Origin of the sequence: Actinoplanes sp. TBRC 11911, from assembly GCF_012933445.1 — a bacterium.
Taxonomy (GTDB): domain Bacteria; phylum Actinomycetota; class Actinomycetes; order Mycobacteriales; family Micromonosporaceae; genus Actinoplanes.
On the sequence record NZ_JABBNC010000005.1, the window covers coordinates 16,713 to 42,685 of the forward strand.

14 protein-coding genes and 3 CRISPR repeat arrays are annotated in these 25,973 nt (G+C 67.5%); of the genes, 10 read left to right on the forward strand and 4 right to left on the reverse strand.

The genetic code is table 11. The features are described 5' to 3' along the window. Positions 1-26 precede the first annotated feature (26 nt). Both HH310_RS09650 and HH310_RS09655 read right to left on the reverse strand, forming a co-directional pair. Positions 27-1,025, reverse strand: a complete 999-nt coding sequence (locus HH310_RS09650; protein ID WP_211191973.1) for an SDR family NAD(P)-dependent oxidoreductase — start codon at positions 1,023-1,025, stop codon at positions 27-29. Positions 1,026-1,105: 80 nt separating this feature from the next. After that, positions 1,106-1,915: an SDR family NAD(P)-dependent oxidoreductase gene (locus HH310_RS09655; RefSeq protein ID WP_169175120.1), complete on the reverse strand. Its 810-nt coding sequence runs from the start codon at positions 1,913-1,915 to the stop codon at positions 1,106-1,108. 60 nt (positions 1,916-1,975) lie between these two features. On the opposite strand from HH310_RS09655, the gene HH310_RS09660 reads away from it, so the two are divergent. From HH310_RS09660 to mqnC, 4 genes are all read left to right on the forward strand, one after another. Continuing rightward, complete coding sequence (locus HH310_RS09660; protein ID WP_169175121.1) at positions 1,976-2,602, forward strand: TetR family transcriptional regulator; 627 nt, start codon at positions 1,976-1,978, stop codon at positions 2,600-2,602. Beyond that, positions 2,548-3,558 carry a helix-turn-helix domain-containing protein gene (locus tag HH310_RS09665; RefSeq protein WP_169175122.1) on the forward strand — a complete coding sequence of 337 codons (1,011 nt, stop codon included), beginning with the start codon at positions 2,548-2,550 and terminating at the stop codon, positions 3,556-3,558. Before HH310_RS09660 ends, HH310_RS09665 begins: the two co-directional genes overlap by 55 nt. A 115-nt stretch (positions 3,559-3,673) precedes the next feature. Then, positions 3,674-4,549 (forward strand): alpha/beta fold hydrolase, encoded by an 876-nt coding sequence (locus tag HH310_RS09670; protein ID WP_169175123.1) that lies wholly within the window; start codon positions 3,674-3,676, stop codon positions 4,547-4,549. Between the two features lie 416 nt (positions 4,550-4,965). Beyond that, complete coding sequence (mqnC, locus tag HH310_RS09675; protein ID WP_169175124.1) at positions 4,966-6,171, forward strand: cyclic dehypoxanthinyl futalosine synthase; 1,206 nt, start codon at positions 4,966-4,968, stop codon at positions 6,169-6,171. Positions 6,172-6,359: 188 nt separating this feature from the next. Continuing rightward, positions 6,360-6,754: a CRISPR direct-repeat array (repeat unit 28 nt; unit sequence GGATCATCCCCGCGTGCGCGGGGAGCAG). Positions 6,755-7,717: 963 nt separating this feature from the next. On the opposite strand, the gene HH310_RS09680 is transcribed toward mqnC, so the two are convergent. After that, positions 7,718-8,299, reverse strand: a complete 582-nt coding sequence (locus HH310_RS09680) for an NUDIX domain-containing protein (RefSeq protein WP_211191974.1) — start codon at positions 8,297-8,299, stop codon at positions 7,718-7,720. 559 nt (positions 8,300-8,858) lie between these two features. Between HH310_RS09680 and HH310_RS09685 the strand changes: the two genes are divergently transcribed. From HH310_RS09685 to HH310_RS09705, 4 genes are all read left to right on the forward strand, one after another. Next, positions 8,859-9,359 carry a hypothetical protein gene (locus HH310_RS09685; protein ID WP_211192022.1) on the forward strand — a complete coding sequence of 167 codons (501 nt, stop codon included), beginning with the start codon at positions 8,859-8,861 and terminating at the stop codon, positions 9,357-9,359. Continuing rightward, a complete protein-coding gene (locus HH310_RS09695) occupies positions 9,356-9,727 on the forward strand; it encodes a type II toxin-antitoxin system VapC family toxin (protein WP_169175125.1) in 372 nt (123 codons plus the stop codon). The genes HH310_RS09685 and HH310_RS09695 overlap by 4 nt, the downstream gene beginning before the upstream one ends. A 173-nt stretch (positions 9,728-9,900) precedes the next feature. Beyond that, a CRISPR array of direct repeats spans positions 9,901-11,509; the repeat unit is 28 nt; unit sequence CTGCTCCCCGCGCACGCGGGGGTGTTCC. 377 nt (positions 11,510-11,886) lie between these two features. Next, positions 11,887-15,423, forward strand: coding sequence for a S8 family peptidase (locus HH310_RS09700; protein WP_312033937.1), 3,537 nt, complete (start codon positions 11,887-11,889; stop codon positions 15,421-15,423). Positions 15,424-15,538: 115 nt separating this feature from the next. Beyond that, positions 15,539-16,342, forward strand: coding sequence for a methyltransferase domain-containing protein (locus HH310_RS09705; protein ID WP_169175127.1), 804 nt, complete (start codon positions 15,539-15,541; stop codon positions 16,340-16,342). A gap of 63 nt (positions 16,343-16,405) precedes the next feature. Here HH310_RS09705 and HH310_RS09710 read toward each other — a convergent pair whose 3' ends face one another. Further along, complete coding sequence (locus tag HH310_RS09710; RefSeq protein ID WP_169175128.1) at positions 16,406-16,666, reverse strand: hypothetical protein; 261 nt, start codon at positions 16,664-16,666, stop codon at positions 16,406-16,408. Between the two features lie 568 nt (positions 16,667-17,234). Then, positions 17,235-18,181: direct repeats of the CRISPR family, unit length 28 nt; unit sequence CTGCTCCCCGCGCACGCGGGGGTGATCC. Between the two features lie 800 nt (positions 18,182-18,981). On the opposite strand from HH310_RS09710, the gene HH310_RS09715 reads away from it, so the two are divergent. After that, positions 18,982-23,526 carry an NPP1 family protein gene (locus HH310_RS09715; protein WP_169175129.1) on the forward strand — a complete coding sequence of 1,515 codons (4,545 nt, stop codon included), beginning with the start codon at positions 18,982-18,984 and terminating at the stop codon, positions 23,524-23,526. Positions 23,527-23,605: 79 nt separating this feature from the next. Beyond that, entirely contained in the window at positions 23,606-25,222 is a 1,617-nt protein-coding gene (locus tag HH310_RS09720) for a diguanylate cyclase domain-containing protein (RefSeq protein ID WP_169175130.1), read from the forward strand. Positions 25,223-25,973: the final 751 nt, after the last annotated feature.

Consider the following 25,973-nt stretch of genomic DNA (forward strand, 5'->3'; position numbering starts at 1 on the left):
GTTTGGTACACCACGAAAGCTCCCGGTCACCATCGTTGCGATCCCTCAGCTGGGTTGCCTTGAGCGAACCGGGAGATGTGGTCCCACCGTTCGAGGCCGGCGAGGCGGCCGGCGTACTCGGTTCGAAGCGCGTCGAGTCCGTTGATGCCGAACAACACCCGCAGGGGCGGATCCGGGGTATCGGCGATGGCGAGGATCGCTCGAGCGGTGGCCGCAGGATCTCCAGGGGTGAAACCGACGGAGGCTTTTGTCATCTTGCAAGCTTCTCGGGCATGGGTGTACGCGGGCTCCGGGGTGACATGAGGTGAGTTGGTGCCCAGCTCGGTGGGGAAGGCGATCGGTTCGATCAAGGTGACGTGGATTCCGTGGGCGATGACCTCGGCCGCCAGCGACTGGCTCATGGCTTCGAGTGCCCATTTCGACGCGTGGTAGATACCCATCGTCGGATATGCGATGAGACCATCGAATCCGGAGACCTGCATGATCCGGCCGCGGCGGCGACGGCGCATGCCGGGCAGCACCGCGCGGGTGGTCCACAGCGCACCGAAGAAGTTGACGTCCATCTGTGCGCGGGCATGCTCGGCGCTGACTTCTTCTACCGCGCCGATCAGCATGTGCCCGGCGTTGTTGACCAACAGATCGATGCCGTGGAATCGCTGCTCGGCGGCTTTGATCGCCGCATTGACAGCAACGCGATCGGTGACATCCAGTTCGAGCGTGAGCACGCGGTCGCCGTAGCGGTGGGTCAGCGGTACTAGCGCCTCGGTGTTGCGGGCGGCGGCGACGAGGTTGTCGCCGCGCTCCAGGATGGCTTTGGCCCAGTAGGCACCGAGCCCGCTGGACGCGCCGGTGAGAAACCAGGTGTCCATGATGATCCTCTTCCAAGATCGGGTTAGATCGAACGTGCAAAGCAAAGCGGCGGCGAGGACGCAGGCCAGGACCATGAAGAGGAAATCGCGAGTGTTGCTCGCATACCCGGCCAGGGTCGTTCGGGAGTCGAGGAAGAGGGACCCGAAGATCGCCACCCCGGTAGATCCAGCACCGGCTCCGGGGAGCCGGTGCTCCCACCGCATCGTGGCCACGAACAGCGGATACGGCGAATCGCTCAGTGCACGGCCGAGCCACCGACCTCAGACCACTCGATTGCCTCGTTGAGCCGCCGGCGTTCGAAATCCACCGCCATCTGCACCGCGAGCGGGCCCAGCGGCAGGTGGGACGGCAGGTTTTCCGACTTCACGATGCGTACGATGACGTCGGCTCCCCATTTCGGGTCGGACCCCGGCGACGTCGAGTTCGGGTCGCTGATGAGCCGCGCCCGCGCGCCCACCGTCGAGTCGTACTCCGGCGGAATGTCGTTCCTGCGCATCGTCGAGCCGAACTCGGTTTCGAATGGGCCCGGCTCGACCACCATGGTGCGGATGCCTAACGGCTTCGTTTCCGCGGCGAGCGTGCGGGTGAAACCGTCAATGGCGAACTTCGACGTCGAGTAGGCACCGAGGCCCGGGCCGGCGCCGACGCGGCCGCCGATCGCGGAGACCTGGACGATCGTGCCCGAGCCTTGCTCCTTCAGGATCGGTAGAGCGGCCATCGTGACGTTGTAGTAGCCCCAGAAGTTCGTTTCGAACTGCGCCCGGAAGTCGCCCATCGTCTCGATCGGACCGAAGCTCGCGTAGCCGGCGTTGTTGACCACCACGTCGAGGCGGCCGAAACGCTCGACCGCGGCGGACACGGCCTTGTCCACCTGGTCGGTGCGAGTCACGTCGACCTCGAGCGGAAGGACCCGGTCGCCGAAGCGGGCAACGAGATCCTGCGACGGCGTCCGAGCGGAGGCAACTACTTGATCGCCCGCCTCGAGGGCGGCGATGGCCAGGGCGCGGCCCAGGCCGCGTGACGTACCCGTGATGAACCAAATCATGGAACTTAGTAAAAAGCAGTTGCGTTATTAACGCAAGCCCTTTGTGTTAACCTCTGAGGTGTGCAGAGGGCTCGTAGTGCAGAGGCAAAACAGCAGCGTGAGCAGGCGATCCTGGCCGCGGCGCGGGAGCTGGCGGTCGCTCGATCTGTTCGCGAGGTCACACTCACCGACGTCGCCGCCGTGGTCGGCATGCACACGTCCGCCATGCTGCGATATTTCGAGACCAGAGAGCAGATCTTCCTGGCGCTGACGGTCGAAGGATGGGTCGAGTGGTCGGCCTGGCTGCGCCCGAATCTGACCTCGGACCACGATGCGGCCGCCGTCATCGCGCAGTCACTGGCCGCCCGTCCGCTCTTCTGCGACCTGCTGGCCCAAGCGCCGATGAACCTCGAGCGCAACGTCTCGCTCAAATCGGTGTACGAGAGCAAGGTCGCCATCCTGGAACAGGTCGGCCTGATCACCCATCACCTGGAGAATGTGCTCGACATCACCGAACAGCAAGCCCTCGACCTGGCCAGCACCGCCACGAGCATGGCCGGGGCGCTCTGGCAGATGTCCGTCAAGCCCGGAACCATGCTCGCCGAGCTGTACACAGCGCATCCCGAACTCCGCGCGGGTGTCGAGGTGGGGCCGTGGCTTTCCCGCATCATCGCCACCATGATCGATGGAATGAGGCACCGGAACTGATGCAGCTCGACATCCTTGCCGGCGACCAGATGGAGGAGCTTTCGCGGGAAAGCTACTTGCCCGTCCGGGTCCGTACGGATCCCGGCTTCCGCGGCGAGGCAACCTTGGAAGCACTCGGCGATATGGCCACGCTCATGCGCGTGCGATCCACGGGTACTTTCCGGCTGTTCCGCACCGATCGTATGGCGGCTCAACCGACCGGCAGCGATCTGCTGATGCTCTGCCTGCACGTCAACGGCCGGGGACGAGTCACCCAGAACGGGCGGCACGCCGAGCTCACGCCGGGGACCATCGTGCTCTACGAGGCGCAACGCCCGTGGGATCTGTCCACCCACGACAGTCTCAGCCTGGGGTTGCAGTTTTCACGCGACCTGCTGCCGCTGCGGATGAGCCAGATCAGCGACATCACCGCCCGGGGGCTGGCCCCCTCGCCGGCGGCGGTCCTGCTGAGTGGCTATCTCGAACGACTCGACTGGCTCGCGCCCGAACTGAACTCCGCGCAGCAGGAGAACGCCGCCCGCGCCGCAATCGAGCTGCTTCACATGACCTTGCGCGGTGCCGCACCGGCCGTACCCGACGGGGCCGAGCACGTGCTGCTCGAGATGCTGCGCACCTACGTACAGGATCACCTCGCCGACCCCGGGCTGACGGTTGACGGACTGGCTCGCCATCACCACATCTCCGCCCGCCACGTCTACACCCTTTTCGCCGCCACCGACTCGACGCCCAGCATGTACATCCGCCAACAGCGGCTGAACGCGGCCCGGAGCATGCTCGCCAACCCGAAGAACGCCGACCTCGCCGTCGGGAAAATCGCCGCACGGGTGGGGTTCACCGATGTGCGGACCTTCGAGCGAGCGTTCCAGCGACAGTTCGGGGCAACCCCCGGTGCTTGGCGACGAGACAGCGCGGGAAACGCCGCACGGATCAAGGCGAAAACGCCGCACCGACCCTGAGAACCAGGGAAATGAGAGCAAGAGATGCCGCCTCCGTGACGCGGGAAACGCCTGACCCTTCGACAGGGCGCAGTGGTGGGATTGACCCGTCACATCCCGCCTTGAAGGAGTAAGCGTGGCATCACCCAACCCCGCACAGCGCGCCCAGCTGCCGGACGGTCGTGTACTCGAATACCTCACCGCGGGCGCCGCCGACGGGCTTCCCCTCGTTCTGCACCACAGAACACCCTTGACAGCGGTGAACCACCCCGCATTCGCGGAAGCCGCGATCAAGCACGGATTCCGGCTGATCATGCCGATACGGCCCGGCTACGGCGCATCGACAGCGACACCGGGCCGTACTGTCGCATCCTTCGCCGACGACGTGGCGTACCTGCTCGACGGACCATTCGTCACGATCGGCCATTCCGGTGGCGGACCGTACGCCCTGGCCCTCGCAGCCGCCCTGCCCGACCTGTGTCACGGAGTCGCCACCATCGCGGGGGTCGCCCCCTTCGACGCCGAAGGACTCGACTGGTTCGGCGGATTCGTCGGGGCCGGCCTGGCCGAATACCGAGCTGCCGCGCAGGGTGAGGCAACGCTGACCCCCATGCTGCAGACCGCCGCCGAGTTCATGCGCACCGCCGATCCGGCCGCGTTGACCGCGAGCCTCGCCGCGCGCCTGTCCGAGCCCGACCGGCTGGCTCTCGCCGGCGACTTCGCCGACTGGATAGCCGCCGGAACTCACCAGACGGTCACGGCCCAGGTAGCCGGGTGGCGCGACGACGACCTGGCATTCGTTCAGGGATGGGGCTTCGAACTCAAAGCTGTGCACGCGCCGGCGACGATCTGGCACGGCGAGCAGGACCAGCTCCTCGCGCCGTCACACGGCCGATGGCTCGCCGACCACGTGCCCTCCGCACACGCCGAGTTCCTGCCCGGCGAGGGACACATCTCCATCCTGCGGCACTTCGATGAGATCTGCGCCCGGCTGAGCTCGATCGGCGGGTAGCAACATTTTGGACCTGCGAGCCCATTCCGCATGCTAAACAGTAGCAACGGCAAACTCGGTGCGCCTGATCCATCGGCCGAGCATTTGGTTCAGTGCGTTCGCCAGATGTGCGGTCGACGCTGTCGCTCTGTCCAGAACGGCGCCGCCCTCAAGAGCGGCGATGACCAGCGTGAGCGACGATACGTTGGACCTGCTGCCCGGTTGCCGCCCGGCGCAACGCATCTTTCCCGCCCGGGAAGTAGTGGAAGACCTGCCCATTGCTCACGATGTTTGAAGCCAGCGACTTGCCGTGCGGTGCGCGGACCTCGATGACCTCGCCGACCGCGGGCCGATTCCACTAACGAGCGAAATTCATCGGGGCTGCCGTGAGAATCGCCTCGTACCGAACGGAGCGCCGCCAAACCTACGCTCGGAACGTGGCTGTGAACCAACACATCAACGAAATCCTCGCCCGTGGCGCCGACGGTGGGCGGATCACCCCGGACGAAGCGCTGCTCCTCTACACGGACGCGCCCTTCGCATCGCTCGGTGCGGCGGCAGACGCGGTTCGCCGCCGGCGCTACCCGGACGGCATCGTCACGTACCTGATCGATCGCAACATCAACTACACGAACGTCTGCGTGACGGCGTGCAAGTTCTGCGCCTTCTACCGTGCGCCCAACAATGCCGAGGGCTGGTCACATCCGATGGAGGAGATCCTGCGGCGGTGCGGGGAGGCGATCGAACTCGGTGCCACCCAGGTGATGCTGCAGGGCGGTCACCACCCGGACTACGGCGTCGAGTACTACGAGGAGCTCTTCTCGACGGTCAAGCAGGCGTACCCGGACCTGGTCATTCACTCGATCGGGCCGAGCGAGATCGTGCACATGTCCACCGTCTCCGGCGTGTCGATCGAGGACGCGCTGCTGCGGATCAAGGGCGCCGGGCTGGACTCGATCGCGGGCGCCGGAGCGGAGATGCTGCCCGAGCGGCCACGCAAGGCGATCGCCCCGCTCAAGGAGAGCGGCGAGCGCTGGCTCGAGGTCATGGCGATCGCGCACCGCCTCGGACTCTCGTCGACGGCGACCATGATGATGGGCACCGGCGAGACGAACGAGGAACGCATCGAGCACATTCGCATGATCCGCGACGTGCAGGACATGGCGGTCGCCAACGGCTACGTCGACGACGCCATCGAGACCCGGCACGAGGTGGGCGGCTTCCGCTCGTTCATCCCGTGGACCTACCAGCCGGAGAACAACCACCTCAAGGGCAGCACGCAGGCCACCGTGGAGGAATACCTGCGCTTCGTCGCCGTGTCCCGGCTGTTCCTGGACAACTTCGCGCACCTGCAGGCATCGTGGCTCACCACCGGCAAGAAGGCCGGGCGAACCGCGCTGAACCTCGGCGTGGACGACCTCGGCTCGATCATGCTGGAGGAGAACGTGATCTCCTCGGCCGGTGCCCGGCACCGCTCCAACCTGCAGGAACTGATCTCGATGATCCGCGACGCCGACCGGATCCCGGCCAAGCGCGACACCCTGTACCGGCACTTGGCCGTCCACCGCACCCCGGACGAGGACCCGACCGACGAGCGCGTCCACTCACACGTCTCCACCATCGCGATCCTCGACAACAAATAATTTCCCCGTACGCCCACCCGCCGATCCGCAGCAACAATGACCGAGCTGGCCGTGGCCTCCGGTGGTGAAGTGGGCACTGGACTTCTGCTGGGGTCTCGATGCCTCGGCACCGGTGAAGATGCCCGCCGCGGGGATGCCCATCGCGATGAACGAGCCGTAGTCGAAGCGCCCGTCGAAGTCGGTGCCGACGAGCCGATCCGCGTACGCGGGGAGCAGCGCATTCGCCACCGAGGTTGCGTCCCGGCCGTCTGGATCATCCCCGCGTGCGCGGGGAGCAGGTCGCGATCGCCCAGGTCCTCGAGGACCTGTTCGGATCATCCCCGCGTGCGCGGGGAGCAGTCGCTCACTTCGCCCAGGCACACTCGCTCGTGCGGATCATCCCCGCGTGCGCGGGGAGCAGGGGCACCGGGCGCACAACCCCGGCGCCGGGCCCGGATCATCCCCGTGTGCGCGGGGAGCAACTGGTCGCCTACCTGAAATCCGACGACTCCGACGGATCATCCCCGCGTGCGCGGGGAGCAGGAGCCGGACACGTTCGACTTCTGCGGCGAGCAGGGATCATCCCCGCGTGCGCGGGGAGCAGGCTTATTGACCTGCGGGTTCGAAGATCAACAGCCTAGTTTTTGTTCACTCGCGTTGGCCTGGTTAGTCAGGTTACACCGTCCAAATCAATCAGTTCCTGACGATGGATGCTCCGCGAACGTAAGCTCTCGCTCGCAGGGTTAATACGCCATGAGCGCCCTATTAGGTCCAGCCATCTCCGTCATTCGCAATTAGTTACGGGCGCTGGCAAGACTGCAGTGCAGCACCGGCGCGCGGACCCAAGTGATGGGCAGGCCAGCGATCGCTCCCTATGTGACTCTCGGCGACCGAGGCCTTGGGTTTTCTTAGTCGCGACCTGAGACTGAGGAGGCCGAACCGTCCTTCCTCAGAGGAGTGACGATGCATGAAGCCCGTGCCATCTCGGCCTCCACCTCCGGTCGAACAGCCCTTGTCAGCACGCTCCGACGGTATCAACTGCCGGATCGGAAACTGCCGCTATGCCCGAATCGTAAACCCTTCGAACCCCTACCTGACGAGGGCTTTGGACGGTGCACGGTGGATCTGCGTGACCGCTGGATCGCCGGACTTGGCGACTGCCGTGCTCAATGCCATTGATCACCGGACGCGGATACTGCGGGTCGTAAGGCCGACCCGGGTTGCTTCCCACCTCCGCTCGTCGCTCGCCTCGCTGCCCGCGCGGACGTGGTCGTGATGACCGCTACCGAGGCCGAGTTCGTCGGTTCCCTGAACGCGCTGCGCGGAGCGGTGGTGTTAACGGATGGAACCGGCCCCGGTCCGGTACAGCCATGGCGGCGCATGGGCTGAGGAGCGCGTCGCCCTCGCCGAGGTGGATGACGTTACCGGAGCGGGAAACGCCTTCGCCGGCGCCTTGGCGGCCACGTTGAGCGCCACCCCGCATCGAGGCCTGACCGACGCCGTCGCCACGGCAACGGCCTGGACACGCTCCTTCTTGATAAACCGGTCAGCAGGCAGGTCGTGAACGTCATTCCGCAGTGACGAAGGGACGCCGCCAGGACCAGCGGCGCGCGAGTGGCCACACTGGCGCCCAGAGCGGGCGCCCGTTCACACACTCGTTCTTGAACCGGCCGTTGATCCCTCCGTCGGCGTTGTAGGTATGGGTGACGAAGAGCGTTCCTTTGCGGGGGTCCAGGATGTGTTCCGCGATTCCCTGCAAGGAAGGGTGAAGCGGCTGCTGTACGAACTCGGCAGGAGACATCCACACGAGTTCGCCCTCATCCGTCTCGTGTGGCTCGCCCGCAGCCCAGTCCGCGGAGAAGTGGTAGATCAGCCAGTTGTGCGGCTCACCGGGGACCGGTGCGAGATCCAGCAGCACCGCCTCGAGGCGCATGTTGGTGACCTTGAGCCCAGTCTCCTCCTTCACCTCCCGGGCCGCGGCCGCAAAGGGATTCTCGTCCGGTTCCACCTTGCCGCCCACCGGATGAACGACATTCGCTGCGTATCGCCTTGTCGGCGACCGTCGCAGCACAAGAAGACGCCCGCCACGCCTAATAAAGACGTTGGCGCAGATGATCTGGTGATGGACTTGACTCGACTTGACGGTCACTGACGCCCCTCCGGACGAGCGGATGTTCGGAAGATGTGGCCGACCCTAGTCTTCGCTCGCGAAGGAGAGCCAGCCTGACACTCGTTCCCCAGATGCCGGAAATCTGACGAGCGCAGTTGGTGGTCAACGACGTCACCCGAACCCGTGACAAGGCGTCGCCCAACGCAACGAATACCTGGCAAACGTTAGACGTCCCGCCCGGCCTGGCCGGCATCGGAGTACACAGGATCACCCCCACATGCGCGGGGAGCAGCCGAGTGTGGCGACTGAGGGCGCGACGTGCTCGGGATCACCCCCGCATGCGCGGGGAGCAGCGCCAGGTCGCCAAGACGCTGTCGACGGTCTGCGGATCACCCCCGCGCACGCAGGGGTGATCCGAAGTCCGTCGGGTACGCGAGTGTGGCGCTGATCTGCTCCCCGCGCACACGGGGTGATTCTCGTGTCACGCGAACATCCACGTAGTCGACGGCCGCTCCCCATGCCGCAACACGATGATCATGCTGCGAATCCTTGCTTTACTGTCTCTGCGTGCGCTAAATTCGCCGTCGAGGTGATGAGCATGGCGACGATCGAGGTGGACGAGGACACGAAACGCACCGTGTCGTTCGCAGCGAAGATGGCAAGTCTCAGCGAAGGCGCAATCATCCGCCGGCTGATCGCAACAAGCGCGTGGGCGGAGAGCCAACGCCTGCAACCAGCAACCGAGGGCGTGGCGATTTACGCGGATTACGAGGGCCATCGAGTACGTGCCCGTTTCATCGAGCCCGCCCGAATCGAGATTATCGACGGTCCGCTCGCAGGCCAATCGTTCAAGACGCCCACCGGGGCTGCGCGGGCCGTCATCCGGCATTTCAATCCCGACATCAACGACAATCGCAACGGCTGGTCCTTCTGGCAGCTCGACAACGCAACCGGCGCACGCAGATCTTTGCAATCAATACGACCCGGCGCCCTAAGGGCTGGACGGGGCTCACTGCGCGGTCGCCTCGTCGCCTCTGACGATTGGGACTCCGACGAGGTGAACGAGAGTATCGCCCGAGACTTCGGGCAGGCACCGTGAGCCTTCTCATCGACACCCACGTCGTGTTGTGGTGGCTTGCGGACGATCCCACCCTGGCCGACGAAATCAAAGATCGCCTCGACCAGGAAGCTGACGTCTACATCAGCGCGGCGAGCGTCTGGGAGGTCGCCGTCAAACAGGCTCTCGGCAAGCTCGACCCGCCCGATCTCCCGGAACAAATACGAGACAGCGGCTTCCGCCTTCTAAACATCACCGCCGAGCACGGGATAGCAGCAGGGCGATTGCCAATGCACCACCGCGATCCCTTCGACCGCATGCTGATCGCCCAAGCACGCCTTGAAGGCCTGACGCTGGTAACCCGCGACGCCCACATCCCGAAATACGACATCGACGTACTGACGGCTTGACGGCACCGCGTCGGCACGGCCGCGCGTTTCCACGAGCGCCGGCTTCTTCCACGGGTATCCGATGCCAACACCGAGAGCAGTTTCCAACGGCTTTCAGACACGTCGACTACATAGGCGAAATTCGAGTGAACGAAATCGAGGTTGTTGATCTTCATACCGCCAGGTCAACAAGCCTGCTCCCCGCGCACGCGGGGGTGTTCCCGGGTCCTCTCGTCGCCGGGCCCGTTCGACGAGCTGCTCCCCGCGCACGCGGGGGTGTTCCGCATCGCTGTTTCTCGAACTGTCGGAGCGGATCCTGCTCCCCGCGCACGCGGGGGTGTTCCGCACCACGCGACCGGGGAGGTCTACCGGTCGTCCTGCTCCCCGCGCACGCGGGGGTGTTCCGGTGCCCTGGCGTCGCGTGCCCAGCCCGACCGGCTGCTCCCCGCGCACGCGGGGGTGTTCCAAGGTTGGGCCGGTGTGGCTGATACCGATCGGTCTGCTCCCCGCGCACGCGGGGGTGTTCCCGCGGGCCAGTAGCGCTCTAGACGCTCGGCGCGCTGCTCCCCGCGCACGCGGGGGTGTTCCCGCGAAGACCTAGTCAACCCGGAGGAGGAGGTGCTGCTCCCCGCGCACGCGGGGGTGTTCCTCAGCACCTGCTACTGCACCGGACGCCCCGGCTGCTGCTCCCCGCGCACGCGGGGTGTTCCTAGACCAGCGGGCCACCCGTGGTGACTGCCGCTCTGCTCCCCGCACACGCGGGGGTGTTCCCGCGACCATGCCGTCGAAGGGGTGGGCGTGAAGCTGCTCCCCGCGCACGCGGGGATGTTCCATCTGTGCGTCGTCCTTTTGGAGCGTGAGAGGCACTGCTCCCCGCGCACGCGGGGGTGTTCCACCGCCACCAGATGATGCCGTCATATGACTTAACTGCTCCCCGCGCACGCGGGGGTGTTCCATGCAGGTCATGTGCCAGGCGGTCCACGACTCTCTGCTCCCCGCGCACGCGGGGGTGTTCCTCGGACCCTTCGATCTTGCACTCCCACGTGAATCTGCTCCCCGCGCGCGGGGGTGTTCCCCAGTTCCAGCAGCAGGTACGCCGCGAGGTCACCTGCTCCCCGCGCACGCGGGGGTGTTCCGGACTGGAATTCAACCATCTACCTTACCTCTTCCTGCTCCCCGCGCACGCGGGGGTGTTCCCGGAGGCTCGCCCGTGTCCGGCGATCTACTCGGCTGCTCCCCGCGCACGCGGGGGTGTTCCTTACTCGGCGCTGCTGGCGCCGCCGGTGACGGCCTGCTCCCCGCGCACGCGGGGGTGTTCCCGGCGGTAGCGGGCGCGGGCCGTGCGCATGGAGCTGCTCCTCGCGCACGCGGGGGTGTTCCCGCGTCGGGGACGTGTCCATGGTGCTCAAGCACCTGCTCCCCGCGCACGCGGGGGTGATCCGTGGTCACGCTGGGGCCGCAACATGCGTGAGTCCTGCTCCCCGCGCACGCGGGGGTGTTCCAGCGGATCGCCGGAGAGCAGCTCGACCCGTGTGGACTGCTCCCCGCGCACGCGGGGGTGTTCCGTAGTTACCCGCGCCAACGACGAGGGTAGCGTTCTGCTCCCCGCGCACGCGGGGTGTTCCCCGGCGGTCTGGGATCCGAGGCGTTCCACGGCCCTGCTCCCCGCGCACGCGGGGGTGTTCCCTTCGCGGACCGCGCGGATCGCATCGCGAGTCTGCTCCCCGCGCACGCGGGGGTGTTCCGCAGGTCACGGCGCTTACCACCTAGTCAAGGACTGCTCCCCGCACGCGGGGGTGTTCCGCGCCAGGCCGCCCTGTCGGCCGATCGAAATGACTCGCTAGTGGACCGTCGGCGCGGGTGCCACGCAGATGCCAAACCACCTCGGGATCGACGACGATGTCGGCGTCCGTAACTCGCGTGACACTGTCCAGGAAATCGCCCACCTGCCCTACCCGATTCTTGAGCAGGTAGCCGAGCCCGCACAGGCACGGCGACGGCCATGCGAGATCAACATGTAATAAATGGCGTTCATAGTGTGCGGACGATCCATCGATCACCGTGAGGTTCCATTGTTACTCTCGCGCCTCCGCGCACTGGGGCTGGTTGCGCTCGCCGCAGCAGCGTCCTTCATATCAGTCCCGACCACCACCCCGGCCGCTGCCAGCCCGGCCACCACCGTGGCCGCAGCCACTCCCCCATCACCCGGCGACCCCGGGGCCTCGGTCACCCTGATCACCGGGGACAAGGTGACCACCACCGCCGACGGGGGCGTCCAGGTCCGTGATTCTCAGGGCGGGCTCACCGGGTTCCTCTCCAAGCGCAAGGACGGCGACACCTACGTCTACCCCCATGACGTTCTGCCCTACCTCGCCTCTGGCCTGCTCGATGACCGGCTGTTCGACGTCACCGAGCTGGTCGAAGACGGCTACGACGACGCACACAGCAACCGGATCCCGCTGATCGTCACCTACACGAGCGCGACGGCGGCCAAGGCCCGCGTGGCGTGGACCGGCGCCGCCGACGTCCGGCCGTTGGACAGCATCGGGGGCGCCGCCCTGACGGTCGACCACTCGGGCACGTTCCTCGCGTCGATCGTCGGCCCAAAGCCCAATGCCGTACGGTCTAATTTGGTCGCCGCGGGCGTGAAGAAGATCTGGCTGGATGGCAAGGCCAAGAGCACTCTGGCCGAGAGCACCGCCCAGATCTCCGCCCCGCAGGTGTGGCAGACGGGCGACACCGGCGAGGGCGTCGACGTCGCGGTGCTGGACACCGGGATCGACGCCGCCCACCCCGACCTGGCCGGTCAAGTGGCGGCCGCCGAGTCGTTCGTCCCCGGCCAGTCCGTTCAGGACGGCAAGGGTCACGGCACCCACGTGGCGTCCATCATCGCGGGCACCGGTGCCGCATCCGGTGGTAAGGAGCAAGGCGTAGCGCCCGGAGCCCGGCTGCACATCGGCAAGGTGCTCGGCGACGACGGCAACGGCCAGGACTCGTGGATCATCAGCGGGATGGAGTGGGCGGTGCGCGACCAGCATGCCCGCATCGTCAACATGAGCCTGGGCGCGGATCCCACCGACGGTACCGACCCGATGAGCATGGCCGTCAACCAGCTCAGCGCGGAGACCGGCGCCTTGTTCGTGATCTCCGCGGGCAACGCCGGCCCGGGTTCCTACACGGTGGGGACTCCCGGTACGGCGGACGCGGCGCTCACGGTGGGCGCGGTCGACAGCAAGGACCTGGTCGCGTTCTTCTCCAGCGTGGGGCCGCGACTCGACGACCGTGCGCTCAAGCCCGACCTGACCGCGCCCGGAGTCGACATTCTCGCGGCACGCTCGCAGTACATCGACGAGGGTGACGGCCCGTACCTGACGATGAGCGGCACCTCGATGGCGGCGCCGCACGTCACCGGCGCGGCGGCGCTGCTGGCCGCCGAGCGTCCCGGGCTCACCGGCCAGCAACTCAAGGACGCGCTCGTCAGCACCACCAAAGCTACCCCCGACGTCACCGCCTACCAGGGCGGTACCGGACGCCTGGACGCCGCGGCCGCCACGTCCGCGACGGTGTTCGCGACCGGGTCGCTGAACTTCGGTTATCCGCTATATCCCACCGCTCCCGCCGGTCCGGTGAACCGCGAGATCACCTATACCAACGTTGGTGACGTTCCGGTCACGCTCGCCTTGTCCACCTCGCTGAACGTGACCACGCTGTCGGCCACGCAGGTCACCGTGCCCGCGCACGGCACCGCCTCGGTGACGGCGACGACGTCGTTTGACAAGGTGCCCGCCGACCAGGCCCTCTCCGGCTACGTGACGGCGACCGGCGGCAACGTCGGACTGCGCACCTCGGTGGCGGTGGGTCGCGAGGGCGTACGTCATCAGCTCACGCTCCGGACGAAGGACCGTGCTGGCAAGCCGGTCGCGGGGCAACTCGTGCTGCTGGGCAAGGACAACACGATCACCCAGCAGATCGATGGCACCGGCACGCTAGAGCTGCGCCTGCCCGACGACACGTACACGGCCTGGTTCAGCACCGATGTCGAAGGCACTCACGGCCCGAACTCCAAGGGCCTGGCCGTGCTTCCGGTCCCGGACATCGCGTTGAATCAGGACCGCACCGTCGTTTTCGACGCCACCAAGGCCCGCGAGTCGAAAGCGACCACGCCGCAGCCCGCGACCGTGAGCGCCACCAGGCTCGAGCTGATCCGTGACGTCGGCGGGAGCCCGTGGCTGGACGCCTGGTATCCGGGGCCGGAGTACGACAGCGTCTGGGTGCTGCCGACGCGCGAGGTCACGGATGGCGCTTTCACGGTGCATGCCCGCTGGCGTCTTACGCAGCCGGCCCTGACTTTACGCGGGTACGACGACCTTCTCGCCGAGCAGCCGCCGACTCCACTGCCGGCCAGCGTGCACAGTGTCGAAGCGGTGCTGGGTGGTGACGTACGGGGGAAGGCTCTTGTGGTGAAGAGGACGGACGCCGTGGCGATCGAGGACCAGGCTGCGGCTGCGGCATCGGCCGGCGCTCGGCTGCTGATCGTGGTGAATGACGGCGTGGGACGCCTGGCGCCCTGGCCCGGATCGGTGTGGGCGCCGGCCGGCCCGCCACCGCTCACTGTCGTCACGCTGACCAAGGACGAGGGCGAGAAGCTGATCGGTCGGATCCAGCACGAGCGCCGGGTGCGCCTCGACATCACTTCAAATCCGATCACCCGGTACGCCTATGACCTGGTGACCGACTACGAAGGCGCGATTCCCGCGGACCTCACCTATCGGGCGACGCCCCGTAACCTGGCGCGGGCTGACGTCTCGTTCCGAAACTGGCGTCCCGGGCGCGTCCTTGAACAGCGCGCCGACACCGACCCGCTCGGATCCACCGCCTATCTGGAGTACGCCGAGGCGCCGGCGCGTGGCGACCGCACCGACTGGGTGACGGCCGGTGCGAAATGGGTCTCCGTGGCCACGATCCCGGGAGAGCAGACGCAGCGAACCGCGCCGACCTCGTACGCCGTGGGTTCGGCCCATGCCGAGCATTGGTTCGGCCCGGTACAGCGACCCCGGCTGCTCGACGACCCGGCCGGACTCAACGTGTTCCGGCAGGAGGGCGGGTGGTTCTTCGCCAACATTCCCGGCTGGGGTGACTCGGGAACCGCGCACGAAGGCAGCACCAATGACAACGTCGCCGCCGACAATGCGCTGAAGCTCTACCAGGGCGACAAACTCATGGGCGCCAACGACCGGTACAACCCGCTGCTGGCGGTCGGACAGTTGCCGGCGGAGCATCTGCCGTACCGGCTCGTATCGGAGAACAACCGGGACACATGGGCCGGCCCGTACTCGACCAGCACTCGTACCGAATGGGCTTTCACCTCCGGCGACGTGCCGCTCGGAACGGTGGAGTCCCCGCCGCTGATCCAACTGGACTACGCGGTGGACACCGATCCGGACGGCAAGGCGAAGCGAAACTTCGACCTGACGATCGGCGCCTCCACCTTGCGATCGGCCACCGGCGCCGGGCCTATTCACGCAGTGACTCTCGACGTTTCCTATGACGACGGCGGAGCCTGGCACCGCGTGCCGCTGCGCCCGGGCACCGGAGGCTGGAGGGCCGAGATCAAGGCACCCCGCGACGCTCAGTTCGTGACCCTGCGCACGACCGCGCGCGACACCCGAGGCAATTCTGTCGACCAGCGCATCACGCGGGCGTTCGGCCTTCGGTAGCAGAAGACGGCGCCGGTGGCGGCTCTTACGAGGGCCGCCACCGGCCGAGTCGGTGACGGTTGAAGATCTCACCGGCCTCGACTGAAGGGTGCCGCATCCGAAACGTTGAATAGACGTGGCGCAGCGAAGACATGACAAGAACCGCTACACCTATGACAACGAGAGCGGGAGCGCCCGTCAGCAACTCAACCTCCTCGCGGAGATTCTCGACGGACACTCGCTGCACGTTCTGGACTCGTTACCCGTACGGCCGGGCTGGCGCGTGCTTGATGTCGGTTCCGGGTCCGGAAGTGTCAGTCGCTTGTTGTCCGAACGCGTCGGCCCTTCCGGTTCGGTGACGGCAATGGACGTGGACTCACGCCATCTGGATACCGGCCGGGCCGTCGAGATCTATCGGGCCGATATCCGCGATGCGGCGCTGCCGCCGGCACACTACGATCTGATTCACGCCCGCCTGGTTCTCATGCACCTGGAAACTCGCGACAAGGTGTTGGATCGGCTCGTCGAGGCGCTGCGTCCCGGCGGCGCGCTCGTCATCTCCGACTGGGATTGCACCTGGCAGGATTGGCTGGTCCACGGTGCGGACCCGGACGCCGCGGCGGCATTTCTGAAGATGCAGGGCATCATGCTCGGTCTGATGGAGTCGAACGGAGCCGATCTCGCGTGGGCGCGTCGTGCCCCCGCGGCGATGCGGAAAGCCGGCCTGACCGGCATCACCACAACGGCATGGAACCAGCTGTACGCGGGTGGCGAGGCGGGCGCGATGCTGCAACACAACAACACGTACCAGCTCGAGTACTCACTCCTCGGCCGCGGCCTGTCCGGTGCGGAACTCGCCGCCGTCCGCACGGCGATGACCGACCCTGAAACGCTGCTCTACACCTACCTGATGTTCAGTTCCATCGGGTATCGGCCCTGATCCTCGGCCGAGCACCTCGCGGGTCCGCCGGCAAACACCGGCGGACCCGAGCGATGAACTGCGTTACGGACGCATCAGCGCCCCGACGAAGGAAGGCCCGGCCGCGCCGAGTCCAGTGGCATCGTCGTAGCCGCTGCGCGAGGCCAGTGTGCTGTTCTCGCCCAGCTTGATCAGCGCGTCCGGGTCGGACGCCGCGCCGCTCGCCTGGTCACCCACCACGATCGGCGGGTTGGCCGGGTTCACGGGGGTGAGATCGTGGATCGCGGTGCCGGTGCGGTAGAGCAGCGGGTTGGCGAAGCCGAAGGCGTGCCCGGCGCCTTGCATGGCGTCGGCCTCGAGGACGGCGAAAGCCCGCGTCGGCCGAGATGTCCGGGATCACCCGAGCGGTGCTCGACAGGGCGGCCGGCACCGTCCCCTTCTGATATGTCGGCTGCGGGCACACCTGGCTGATGCCACCGCCTCCGCCCCAGTTGAAGGCGCCCGGCGGCGCGGTCTCGTAGCCGTTGTGGCCGGCGTTCATTCGCGCGATGTTGTCGCCCCAATTTACCGAGTTCAAGGATAGCCTTCGCGACGCCGCAGTAACAGGCGAAGCCCTCGACCGGAAATTAGATCAACGACAGGCTACGCTGGGGTCGCTGGCCACCACTTAGGAGTGTGAGAATGCCGAGAGTGGTGCTAGATCTCGATCTCTCCACAAAGCAAGGGCGTGGGGCGGACGATTCCAAGCGATGGCAACCCGCCGCGCGGGCGGGTCGGTCCGGCCCCGCCGAGCGCCACGTGCTGCAAGGCCGCCACGCGTCGTCGGTCCGGCCGGCTGGAAAGCAACCATGCGCTGCCAGTCCGAGTGAACAAGAACCAGGATGTTGATCTTCAACCCCGCAGGTCAACAAGCCTGCTCCCCGCGCACGCGGGGGTGATCCACACCAGGCCGACCGCTCGCTCACCGACGGCGACTGCTCCCCGCGCACGCGGGGGTGATCCTCCGTACGCCCTGCCCGCGGCAGCCGCCATCGACTGCTCCCCGCGCACGCGGGGGTGATCCCTGGCGGGCGATGAACGCCGGGGCGGCGGTTCTCTGCTCCCCGCGCACGCGGGGGTGATCCGCCTGAGGCGCTGCCCTTGCACCGCGCGGAGATCTGCTCCCCGCGCACGCGGGGGGTGATCCGTGCAGGCCCTGCCGGTGGCGCTCCCACACGCGCTGCTCCCCGCGCACGCGGGGGTGATCCGTGACTACCCTGCCCCGCCCATCCCTCGGCAGTCCTGCTCCCCGCGCACGCGGGGGTGATCCGGCGATCGTCGGCAACGACGGCGAAACCGTCGGCTGCTCCCCGCGCACGCGGGGGTGATCCCGCCCCGACCGGCTCGCCCGCGGCGCGAACCTTCTGCTCCCCGCGCGCGCGGGGGTGATCCCATCACACGACCTATCCGACGGGAGTGCTCTCGCTGCTCCCCGCGCACGCGGGGGTGATCCGCGGGTCGGCCTGAACAAGGCCGAGACCGACAACTGCTCCCCGCGCACGCGGGGGTGATCCCTGGGTCATCGCGCTGGCCGCGGTCTCGGCCGCCCTGCTCCCCGCGCACGCGGAGGTGATCCCAGAATCGAGCATCCACGCGCTTTTTCTCGAACCTGCTCCCCGCGCACGCGGGGGTGATCCCTCGGTAGCCAAGGCGCTCACCGATTTGTATGTCTGCTCCCCGCGCACGCGGGGGTGATCGTGGTTCAAGACCAGCCCGTACGCCGACCGGGGGCTGCTCCCCGCGGACGCGGAGGGTGATCCCAGCCACGGACCGGTCAGCACGTTGGCGATGACCTGCTCCCCGCGCGCGCGGGCTGATCCGAGTGTCGTCACCTCGCGCTGGGCCGGAAGGCCCTGCTCCGCTAATTCCCCGTACGCCCACTGCCGATCCGCAGCACGAATGGCCGAACTGGTCGTGGGCTTCCGGTGGTGAAGCGGGTACTGGGACATCCCGCTTCAGGACCGGAGGCGTACGTGGGCCGGGGTTGTCAGGGGATGGTTGTGGTGTTGAAGGTGAATCGGGCCACCGAGTCGGCGTTGACGTCCACGCGGTCGCGTTGATGTGCAGCGGATGTCGTGGGCGACGCCTGCGATGCCGCCGAACAAGGCCTGTTCGGATGGGGTCTTGATGTCTTCGGCGCCCGGCGAAGACGCCGCCGGCGGGGGTGCCGACCGTGACGAAGCCGTTGTCGTTGATGCCGAGGCCAGCCGTCATGCCCCAGGCCCGGGTCCGGCCCGGCAACCGACGCTTTCTGGACACTTCCGTTCGGCGTGTTGCCCATACACGCTGGCGGCGGACGAAGACTCTCCAATGTGACCCCGGTCGCCGGGGGGAGCACGTCGCCGTTTCCGTTGCGGCCGCATCTCGGTCATTCGCCGGAGCGATGGAGATCACTTCCATGCCCGTGAATATTTGATCGCGCGCATGACGGTGGTCACATTCCGGCCGCGCCGCGCCACTTCGCTAAGCGAAGGCGCTTTGCCCGTCTTCCGCAGGTTGACGGGCCGCGCCCTGTTCAGGGTGCTCCGAGTTGGTCGGAGCCAGTTCAGGGAGGTTCGGTGCGACAAGAGTTCTTACGCAGGGGCTGGCATACCGCCGTCGCTGCGCTAGGTGCCGGTTTGGTGGGGCTGGTCTCGGCGCTGGCCGCTGTGCAGGTCGCCCTGCGCGTGGTGGCGGCTCACGGTGCCGCCTACTTCGACGTTCTGGTGGCGAAGCAACTCTCCCCCGGCTTATCGGGCACCGTGGCCGGGCTGGTCGCCGGTTCCGGGGTGCCGGTCGGGTGGCGGATGGCGCCGTTCTCCGGCCACATCACCGCTTCCTGGGTGCTCGAGCAGCGTTCCGCGTTGGCTCTGGTGGCCGTCGGCCCGCTGCTCGGTTCCGCGGTGCTCGGGTTGTTCGCTGCCGGCGCGGCCCGCGTTCTCGCGCTTCCGAAGCGGCCGTTGCTCGTCGCCTCGGCGTTCTTGTACGCCTCGTTCGCGGGTATCGCGCAGGCGGCGACGCATGACCCGGGTGCCGCCGCGTCGATGCGACTGTCCATGTCCGGCGTTTGGACGGTCGCCGCGGCGGCCGGCTGGGCACTGGCGGTCGGCGGCGTGGTCGTCCGCTTCTTCCCCGCGGCGCGGCTGCGTCCGGCGAGCAGCGCGTGGGCCGCACGACAACGGACCGTGCGTGCGACGGCGGTCGTAGCCGCGGTGGCGGTGGCCGCGTCGTTGCTGCCCGCGAGTGCCGCCTCGGCGGCGCCGCCGAAGCCGCAGCCGACGTGGCAGGCTCCCGGTGTCGGCGACGCCCTGGCGCAGATCCAGCGGGAAACCGGCCACCAGCTCAACGTGGCCCGGAATCCGCTGACGGGCACCCCGTCGACGCTGGGTGGCTTGCGTAGCCCGCTGGCGGGGCGCGACGTCGCGGGGTGGCTCCACGCGCACGCGAAGGTGTTCGGCGTCGCGGACACGAACGGCATGCTGTCGAAGGTCACCGGCCGCGTCCAGTTACCGGATCCGAGCGGCGCCCGCCATGTCTGGTACGACCAGTCCATCCACGGCGTGCCGGTGTACAACGCCCGGCTCGGCGTGCACCTGGACGCCGCCGGCACCACGGTGACCGCCGTCACCAACGGCCTGCGCCCCGATCTCATCGCGCCGGCGTCGACGGTCCCGACCGTACGGGGAAATGAGGCTGTTGATGTTGCCGGCAAGACGATGCAGCAGGCCAGGACGACCGCGGCTCCGTCGTTGGTGGTCTACGCCGGCCGGGCGCGGCAGGGATTGACGAGCCCATCGGCGCTGGCCTGGCAGATCGATCTGATGGACACGAGCGGTTTCAGCGAGCGGGTTTTCGTCGATGCTCTGCACAAGGGTGTCATCGTCGCGGTCCAGCCGCTCACCGAGACGGCCGCTGCCGCCGCTGTCAATCCGCCCAAGGCGCTGCCGCAGAACGCCACGGTCAACGACCTGAAGTGGGCGCCGGACGTCGACTACGACACCGACAGCTGCTACAACGTGCCCGCGATCGGGCCGGACGGCACCCTGTCGCAGGGCCTGCCGCACGACAATGTGACAGCCTCGCAGGACTGCCGGGATCAGTCCGATCTGGACAACACCAACGCCTACTCGCGGCAGCGGTGCAACTCCGGATGGTGCGTCTACATCTACGACTACTACTTCGAGAAGGATGTGGCGGTCCAGAACGTCGCCGACGTGGGCGGGCACGTTCACGACTGGGAGCACATCGCCGTCTGGGTGAAGGACGACCAGGCGCAGTACGTCGCCGCCTCCGGGCACGGCGAGTACGACATTCAACCGGCGAGCGCGGTTCGCTGGGACGGCACTCATCCGAAGGTCGTCTACCACAAGGACGGGGGCTCGACGCACCGGTTCCGCATCGCCAACGCGGGCGACGAACCGCCGGAGAACTTCTACCACACCTGGCGGCGTCCGGCGCTCGTGTCGTACAACGGCTTCCCCAGCGGGCTCGGTGACAAGCTGCACAACGCGAACTGGAACGGGCCGTCCATGGCGACCCGGGACGCGCAGTTCGCGGACGACATCAAGAAGGCCATCCCGAAGCTTCCGCCGGAGTGCCACGACCTGCCCCATGACGCCGGTCAGCTCTGCGACGATCCGCTTCCGGCCTTCCCGTTCGTCTACAACCTTGACGAGGGCTCCCCGGGCAACCCGGACAGCGGCGCCTCGGGCCTGAACCGCAAGATCTTCGACATGAAGCACCAGACGAACGCGGCGCTCGCCGTGCAGGTGCGAGCGGAGGGTGGCACGGCCACCAGCGACGCCGACACGAACGACGCCTACAACCAGAGCGGCGTGGTCTACAACTTTTACAAGACCAAGTTCGGGCGCAACAGCATCGACGGCAACGGCATGCCCCTGCAGTCGTACGTGCACTACGACAACAACTACCAGAACGCGTTCTGGAACGGCTCGACCATGACGTACGGCGACGGCATGCTGTCGCAGGACGTCTCCGGCCACGAGATGACGCACGGCGTCACCGAGAAAACGGCCGGCCTGCAGTATCAGTTCGAATCCGGATCGCTGAACGAGAGCATCTCCGACTTCTTCGGTGAGATGACGGAGCGGGCGGCCAAGGGCGCGAACGACTGGCTCGTGGGTTCTGACATGAAGGCCATGGGGCCCATCCGGTCCATGGCCGACCCCACCGCGTACGACCAGCCGAGACACATGAGCGCGTACGTCGAGACCTGTTTCGACAACGGCGGGGTCCACACCAACAGCGGAATTCCGAACTACGCGTTTTATCGCATGTCCTCGCTGCTGAGCGCCGACACCACCACCGATATCCTGTGGCGGGCCCTGACGCAGTACCTGTCGCCGACCTCGACGTTCGCCGACGCTCGAACGGCCATGGTGACCGCGGCGTCCGACCTCTACGGCCCGGCGTCACGGGAGGCCTCGGTCACCGTCACCGTCTGGGAGAACGAGGTCGGGGTCACCGAGTTCACCCCGGACCCGCGGCCGGACGGCTGCGGCGGTATCACCATCGTGTGCTCGACCCTGGAGCAGGTGTACGGCAACGCCGGTGCGCTGGCGGCCGGCGGCGCTCCCGTCGAGGATGTCGCCGGCTCGCTGATCCACATGTACGAGCTCGGCACCGTCACCAAGTCCCCGGCCGTCGCCTACTACGACAAGCTCTTCCTCGACAACCGGGACGACATCGACGCCACCTTGCATCTGGAGGGCCCGCTCCTCACGCAGTTCGTGACGACGGTCCAGGCTTGGGCGCCGGTGCTGCAGGCGGTGGGCACGGCCAAGGCCGACACGGTCGTCCTGACCCAGAGCCAGATCGACTCGGCCGGCGCCTTCGTCACCGCGATGACCACCGCGGCCAACGAGCAGGGCAAGCCCAAGCTGGCCCAGATGCTCCCGGTCGAATGGGGGAGAATCGACGCGCAGCACCTGGTGGGCCTCACCGTCACCAAGGCCGTGCGTTACCTCGACGGCATCGCCCAGCAGGTGCCGGCGGCCACCCCGGGGACGGCCGCGTCGTCGCTGGCCGCCACCTTCAACAACGTCTCGGTCACGCAGGAAAGCGCCACGAAGGCCGGCAACATGGACGGCAACGGCGCCAGCTTCTCGGCGCAGCAACTCGCCGCGACGGGCGTGACTCCCGGTTCCGCCGTGTCTCGTGGCGGTGTGGCCCTGACCTGGCCATCCACGGCCGGTAGCGGCAAGGCGGACAACACCGTCGCCAACGGTCAGACCATCGCGCTGGGCGGTACCGGCGACACTCTCGGCTTCCTCGTCTCGGCCAGCTACGGTCCCGCGGGCGGGACCGGCACGGTGTTCTACTCCGACAAGACCAGTCAGCAGTTCAGCCTGAACAGCCCGGACTGGTCCGGCGACGGAGCGGACAAGGCCATCTCCACCGCCTTCGTCAACCGGCAGGGCAATCAGAAGGCCCAGGTGGCTGCGAACGTCTACTACAGCGGGGTGCCGCTGCGGCGCGGCAAGACACCGGTCAGCGTCCAGCTGCCCGCGGTCAGCGCCGCGGCCACCGCGGGAACGCCCACGCTGCACGTCTACGCGATGGGCCTCGGCAAGGGCGCGGCCAGCCTGGAATCGGCGTTCAACAACGTCGCTGTCACCCAGGACGGCGCCACCGACGTGGGCGACTTCGACGGACGGGGCGGCAGCTTCTCCGCGCAGGCGCTCGCCGCGGCCGGCGTCAAGCCCGGTGCCACCCTCACCAAGGCAGGTCTCGGCTTCACCTGGCCCGCCACCGCCGGGGTAACGCAGACCAGCGGCAACGGGACGTTCGGCCGGCCCGACAACGCCGTCGCCTCCGGCCAGAGCATCGCCGTCGACGGCACGCAAGGCAAAACCCTGGGATTCCTGGTCGCGGCCAGCTACGGAACTGCCGGCGGGAACGGGACCGTCTTCTACTCCGACGGAACCAGCCAGCAGTTCAGCCTGAGCAGCCCCGACTGGTTCGGCGGGACCGGTGACGCGGCGATCAGCACCGCCTACCAGAACCGCCACGGCACGAAGGCTTACCCGCTACCCGCGTACGTCTACTACGCCGGAGTGTCCCTGCAATCCGGCAAGACACCCGTCCGGGTCCAGCTTCCCAACGTCAGCAGCACCGCCGTGCCCAACAAAGCCGCACTGCACGTTTTCGCCATGAAACGCGGCTGACCACCCCGGGGCCGGCCTGTTGGCCGGCCCCGACCGCGGTAGGACTAAGCGGGCCACGTGGACGGCCGATCAAAAGGATGTGCGTGATCGCGGGGGCCGGCTGGGGCCGGGCGGGCGGTGGGGTGTCGCCGCCCTGGTGACCGCCGTACTCACGATCGGAGCGCTCGTGTCGGGCGCGGTCTACGACGGGCAGTTGCACAACGAGGACCGCTACGCCGGGCAGTTGATGGACCGCTACGCCGAAGAGGTCAGCGAAGCGATCAGTGACCGGGTGGATCAGTACACCGACACCCTCGACGATCTTGCCGCGGCGGTCGGCACACGCGGGCTGCCCGACCGCGACGAGTACGACAGTCTGACCGCCGAGTTGAACGGGGCCCGGTTGCCCGGCGCCGCCAGCGTCGCGTTCGTCGTCGCCGCGTCGACCGGTCAGACCAGCGCGGTGCAGCAGAAATGGCGCTCGCTCGGGGCCGCCGGGCTGCGGCTGACGCCGGCGGCCGGGCTGGCCGAGCACTACTTCGCCGTGTTCGATCGGATGTTCGACACCGGGCCCAGCGTGCTCGGCCTGGATATGGCGCAGAGCCCGCAGTCGGCCGTGGTGCTGGCGATGGCCCGGCGCAGCGGCGAGCTGGCGGTCAGCGCCGCCTATCAGCTGATCCGCGACCGCAGGGTGGATCCCGCCGTACGGCAGACCTCGGTCGTGTTCGCCGCCCCGGTGCACACCGCGCCGGACCGCACCGGCACCTCCACCTTTGAGGGCTGGATCGTCATGGCGGTACGCGGGCAGGACTTCCTGTCGCAAACCCTGATCAATCGCGCGCAGGGGGCCATGCAGGTCTCGCTGTCGGATCCGGGCGCGTCCGGCACGGTGATCGCCGCCTCCCGCCCCGGCACCCGGCTGCACGAAGAGCAGCTCGACCGCGAACGCGTGCTCCAGGTGGGCCAGCGCCCCTGGCGCATCGACATGTGGCCGACCCGCCGGCTGCTGACCATCACCGACCGCGGAATCAGCCGCCTCACCGGCGCCGCCGCCCTCGCGTTGACGATCATGCTGGCCGTGGTCACCGGCGTTCTGGCCAGCGGTCGCCGCCGGGCCTTGCACCAGGTCGAGCAGGCCACCACGGCGCTGCGCCGCGACATCGAGCGCCGCGAGAGCGTGGAGGCGCGGCTGCGGGAACGTGAACACGAACTGCATCACCTGGCGTTTCACGACCCGTTGACCGGTTTGGCGAACCGGCAGCTGTTCTACGAACGGCTCACCCACGCCCTGACCACACGGAACCAGCACGTCATCGGCGTCCTGTTCATCGACCTCGACGGATTCAAGCAGGTCAACGACGCCCGCGGCCACCACGCCGGCGACATCGTGCTCAAAACCGTGGCGGAACGGCTGCACGCCGGTGTGCGGATCGGCGACACCGCGGCTCGTTTCGGCGGCGACGAGTTCGCTGTGCTGCTCGAATCACTGGCCGAGCCCGCCGACGCCCGGACCGCCGCGCAGCGCATCGTCGCCGATGTGCACGCGCCGATCGACATCACCGGTGTCGCGGCCACCGTCACGGCCAGCGTCGGCATCGCCCTGCACCTGCCCGGCACCAGCGACACCGCCGACGACCTGCTGCGCGACGCGGACGCCGCGATGTACGCCGCCAAAGCTGGCGGCAAGAACCGCTACGTCCTCAGCGCCGCACCCTGAACGAAACCGGAGACGGCCCCGCTGACCGACGATCGCCCGGACAAAGTGGATGAACATTCGCCGGTCTCGCCTTGGCGCCGCCCCGCACCGGTGAGCATCAAAACTGGCGCTTTCGCCTTCCGCGGCCGTTTCCGCAGGACGGCTCGATGTGGCATGGAAAACATTTCACTGATGAATTTCCCGTGCTCCTCTCCGTTTGACGAGTATGTTGGCAACGCTTTCCTGTCGCACCGCCGCAGCGCGGTAGCATCGGCAGCCGATAAGCGGGAAGCCGCCGAAGTCATTCCTCAATAAATGTGCCGGGGGCGCCGCCCGTGTCCCCCACCTGGCGACCCGGCACGCCGCTGCCGGTCATCCGGGGCGCACTCGCCCTGGATGACCGGCAGCACTACGTGCGCCTGAAGTTACGCCAGCTCACGCGGGGCCACGGTCGGCGCTTCCCATAATATCCGGACTCATGGGTCCACCTAGTGATCGTGGCGCGAAACACATCGGACAATTGCTTGTTCCGACAATCTCGGGACGTTCAATTACTGAGTCCTACAGTTTCGACGTGGCTATTTCTTGCCGACCGACCTATCCTTTCGCGATTGAGCTGACGACGCAGCGCATTATCGCCTTATCGACCGACCGCCCCCTCCGGCGCGGCCGATCGCTTGGGCGCCCGAAAGAAGTATCGAATGCGTAAAAGACTCCTGGCCGGGGAGGCCACCTCAGTCCGTAGTCAGGTTACGGTGAAATGCGCGATCGC

Bases quoted from the DNA above. Each gene is read 5' to 3' on its own strand.
- HH310_RS09685 (WP_211192022.1), top strand. From the start codon at position 8,859: ATGGCGACGATCGAGGTGGACGAGGACACGAAACGCACCGTGTCGTTC.
- HH310_RS09655 (WP_169175120.1), bottom strand. From the start codon at position 1,915: ATGATTTGGTTCATCACGGGTACGTCACGCGGCCTGGGCCGCGCCCTG.
- HH310_RS09710 (WP_169175128.1), bottom strand. From the start codon at position 16,666: ATGCAAGGCGCCGGGCACGCCTTCGGCTTCGCCAACCCGCTGCTCTAC.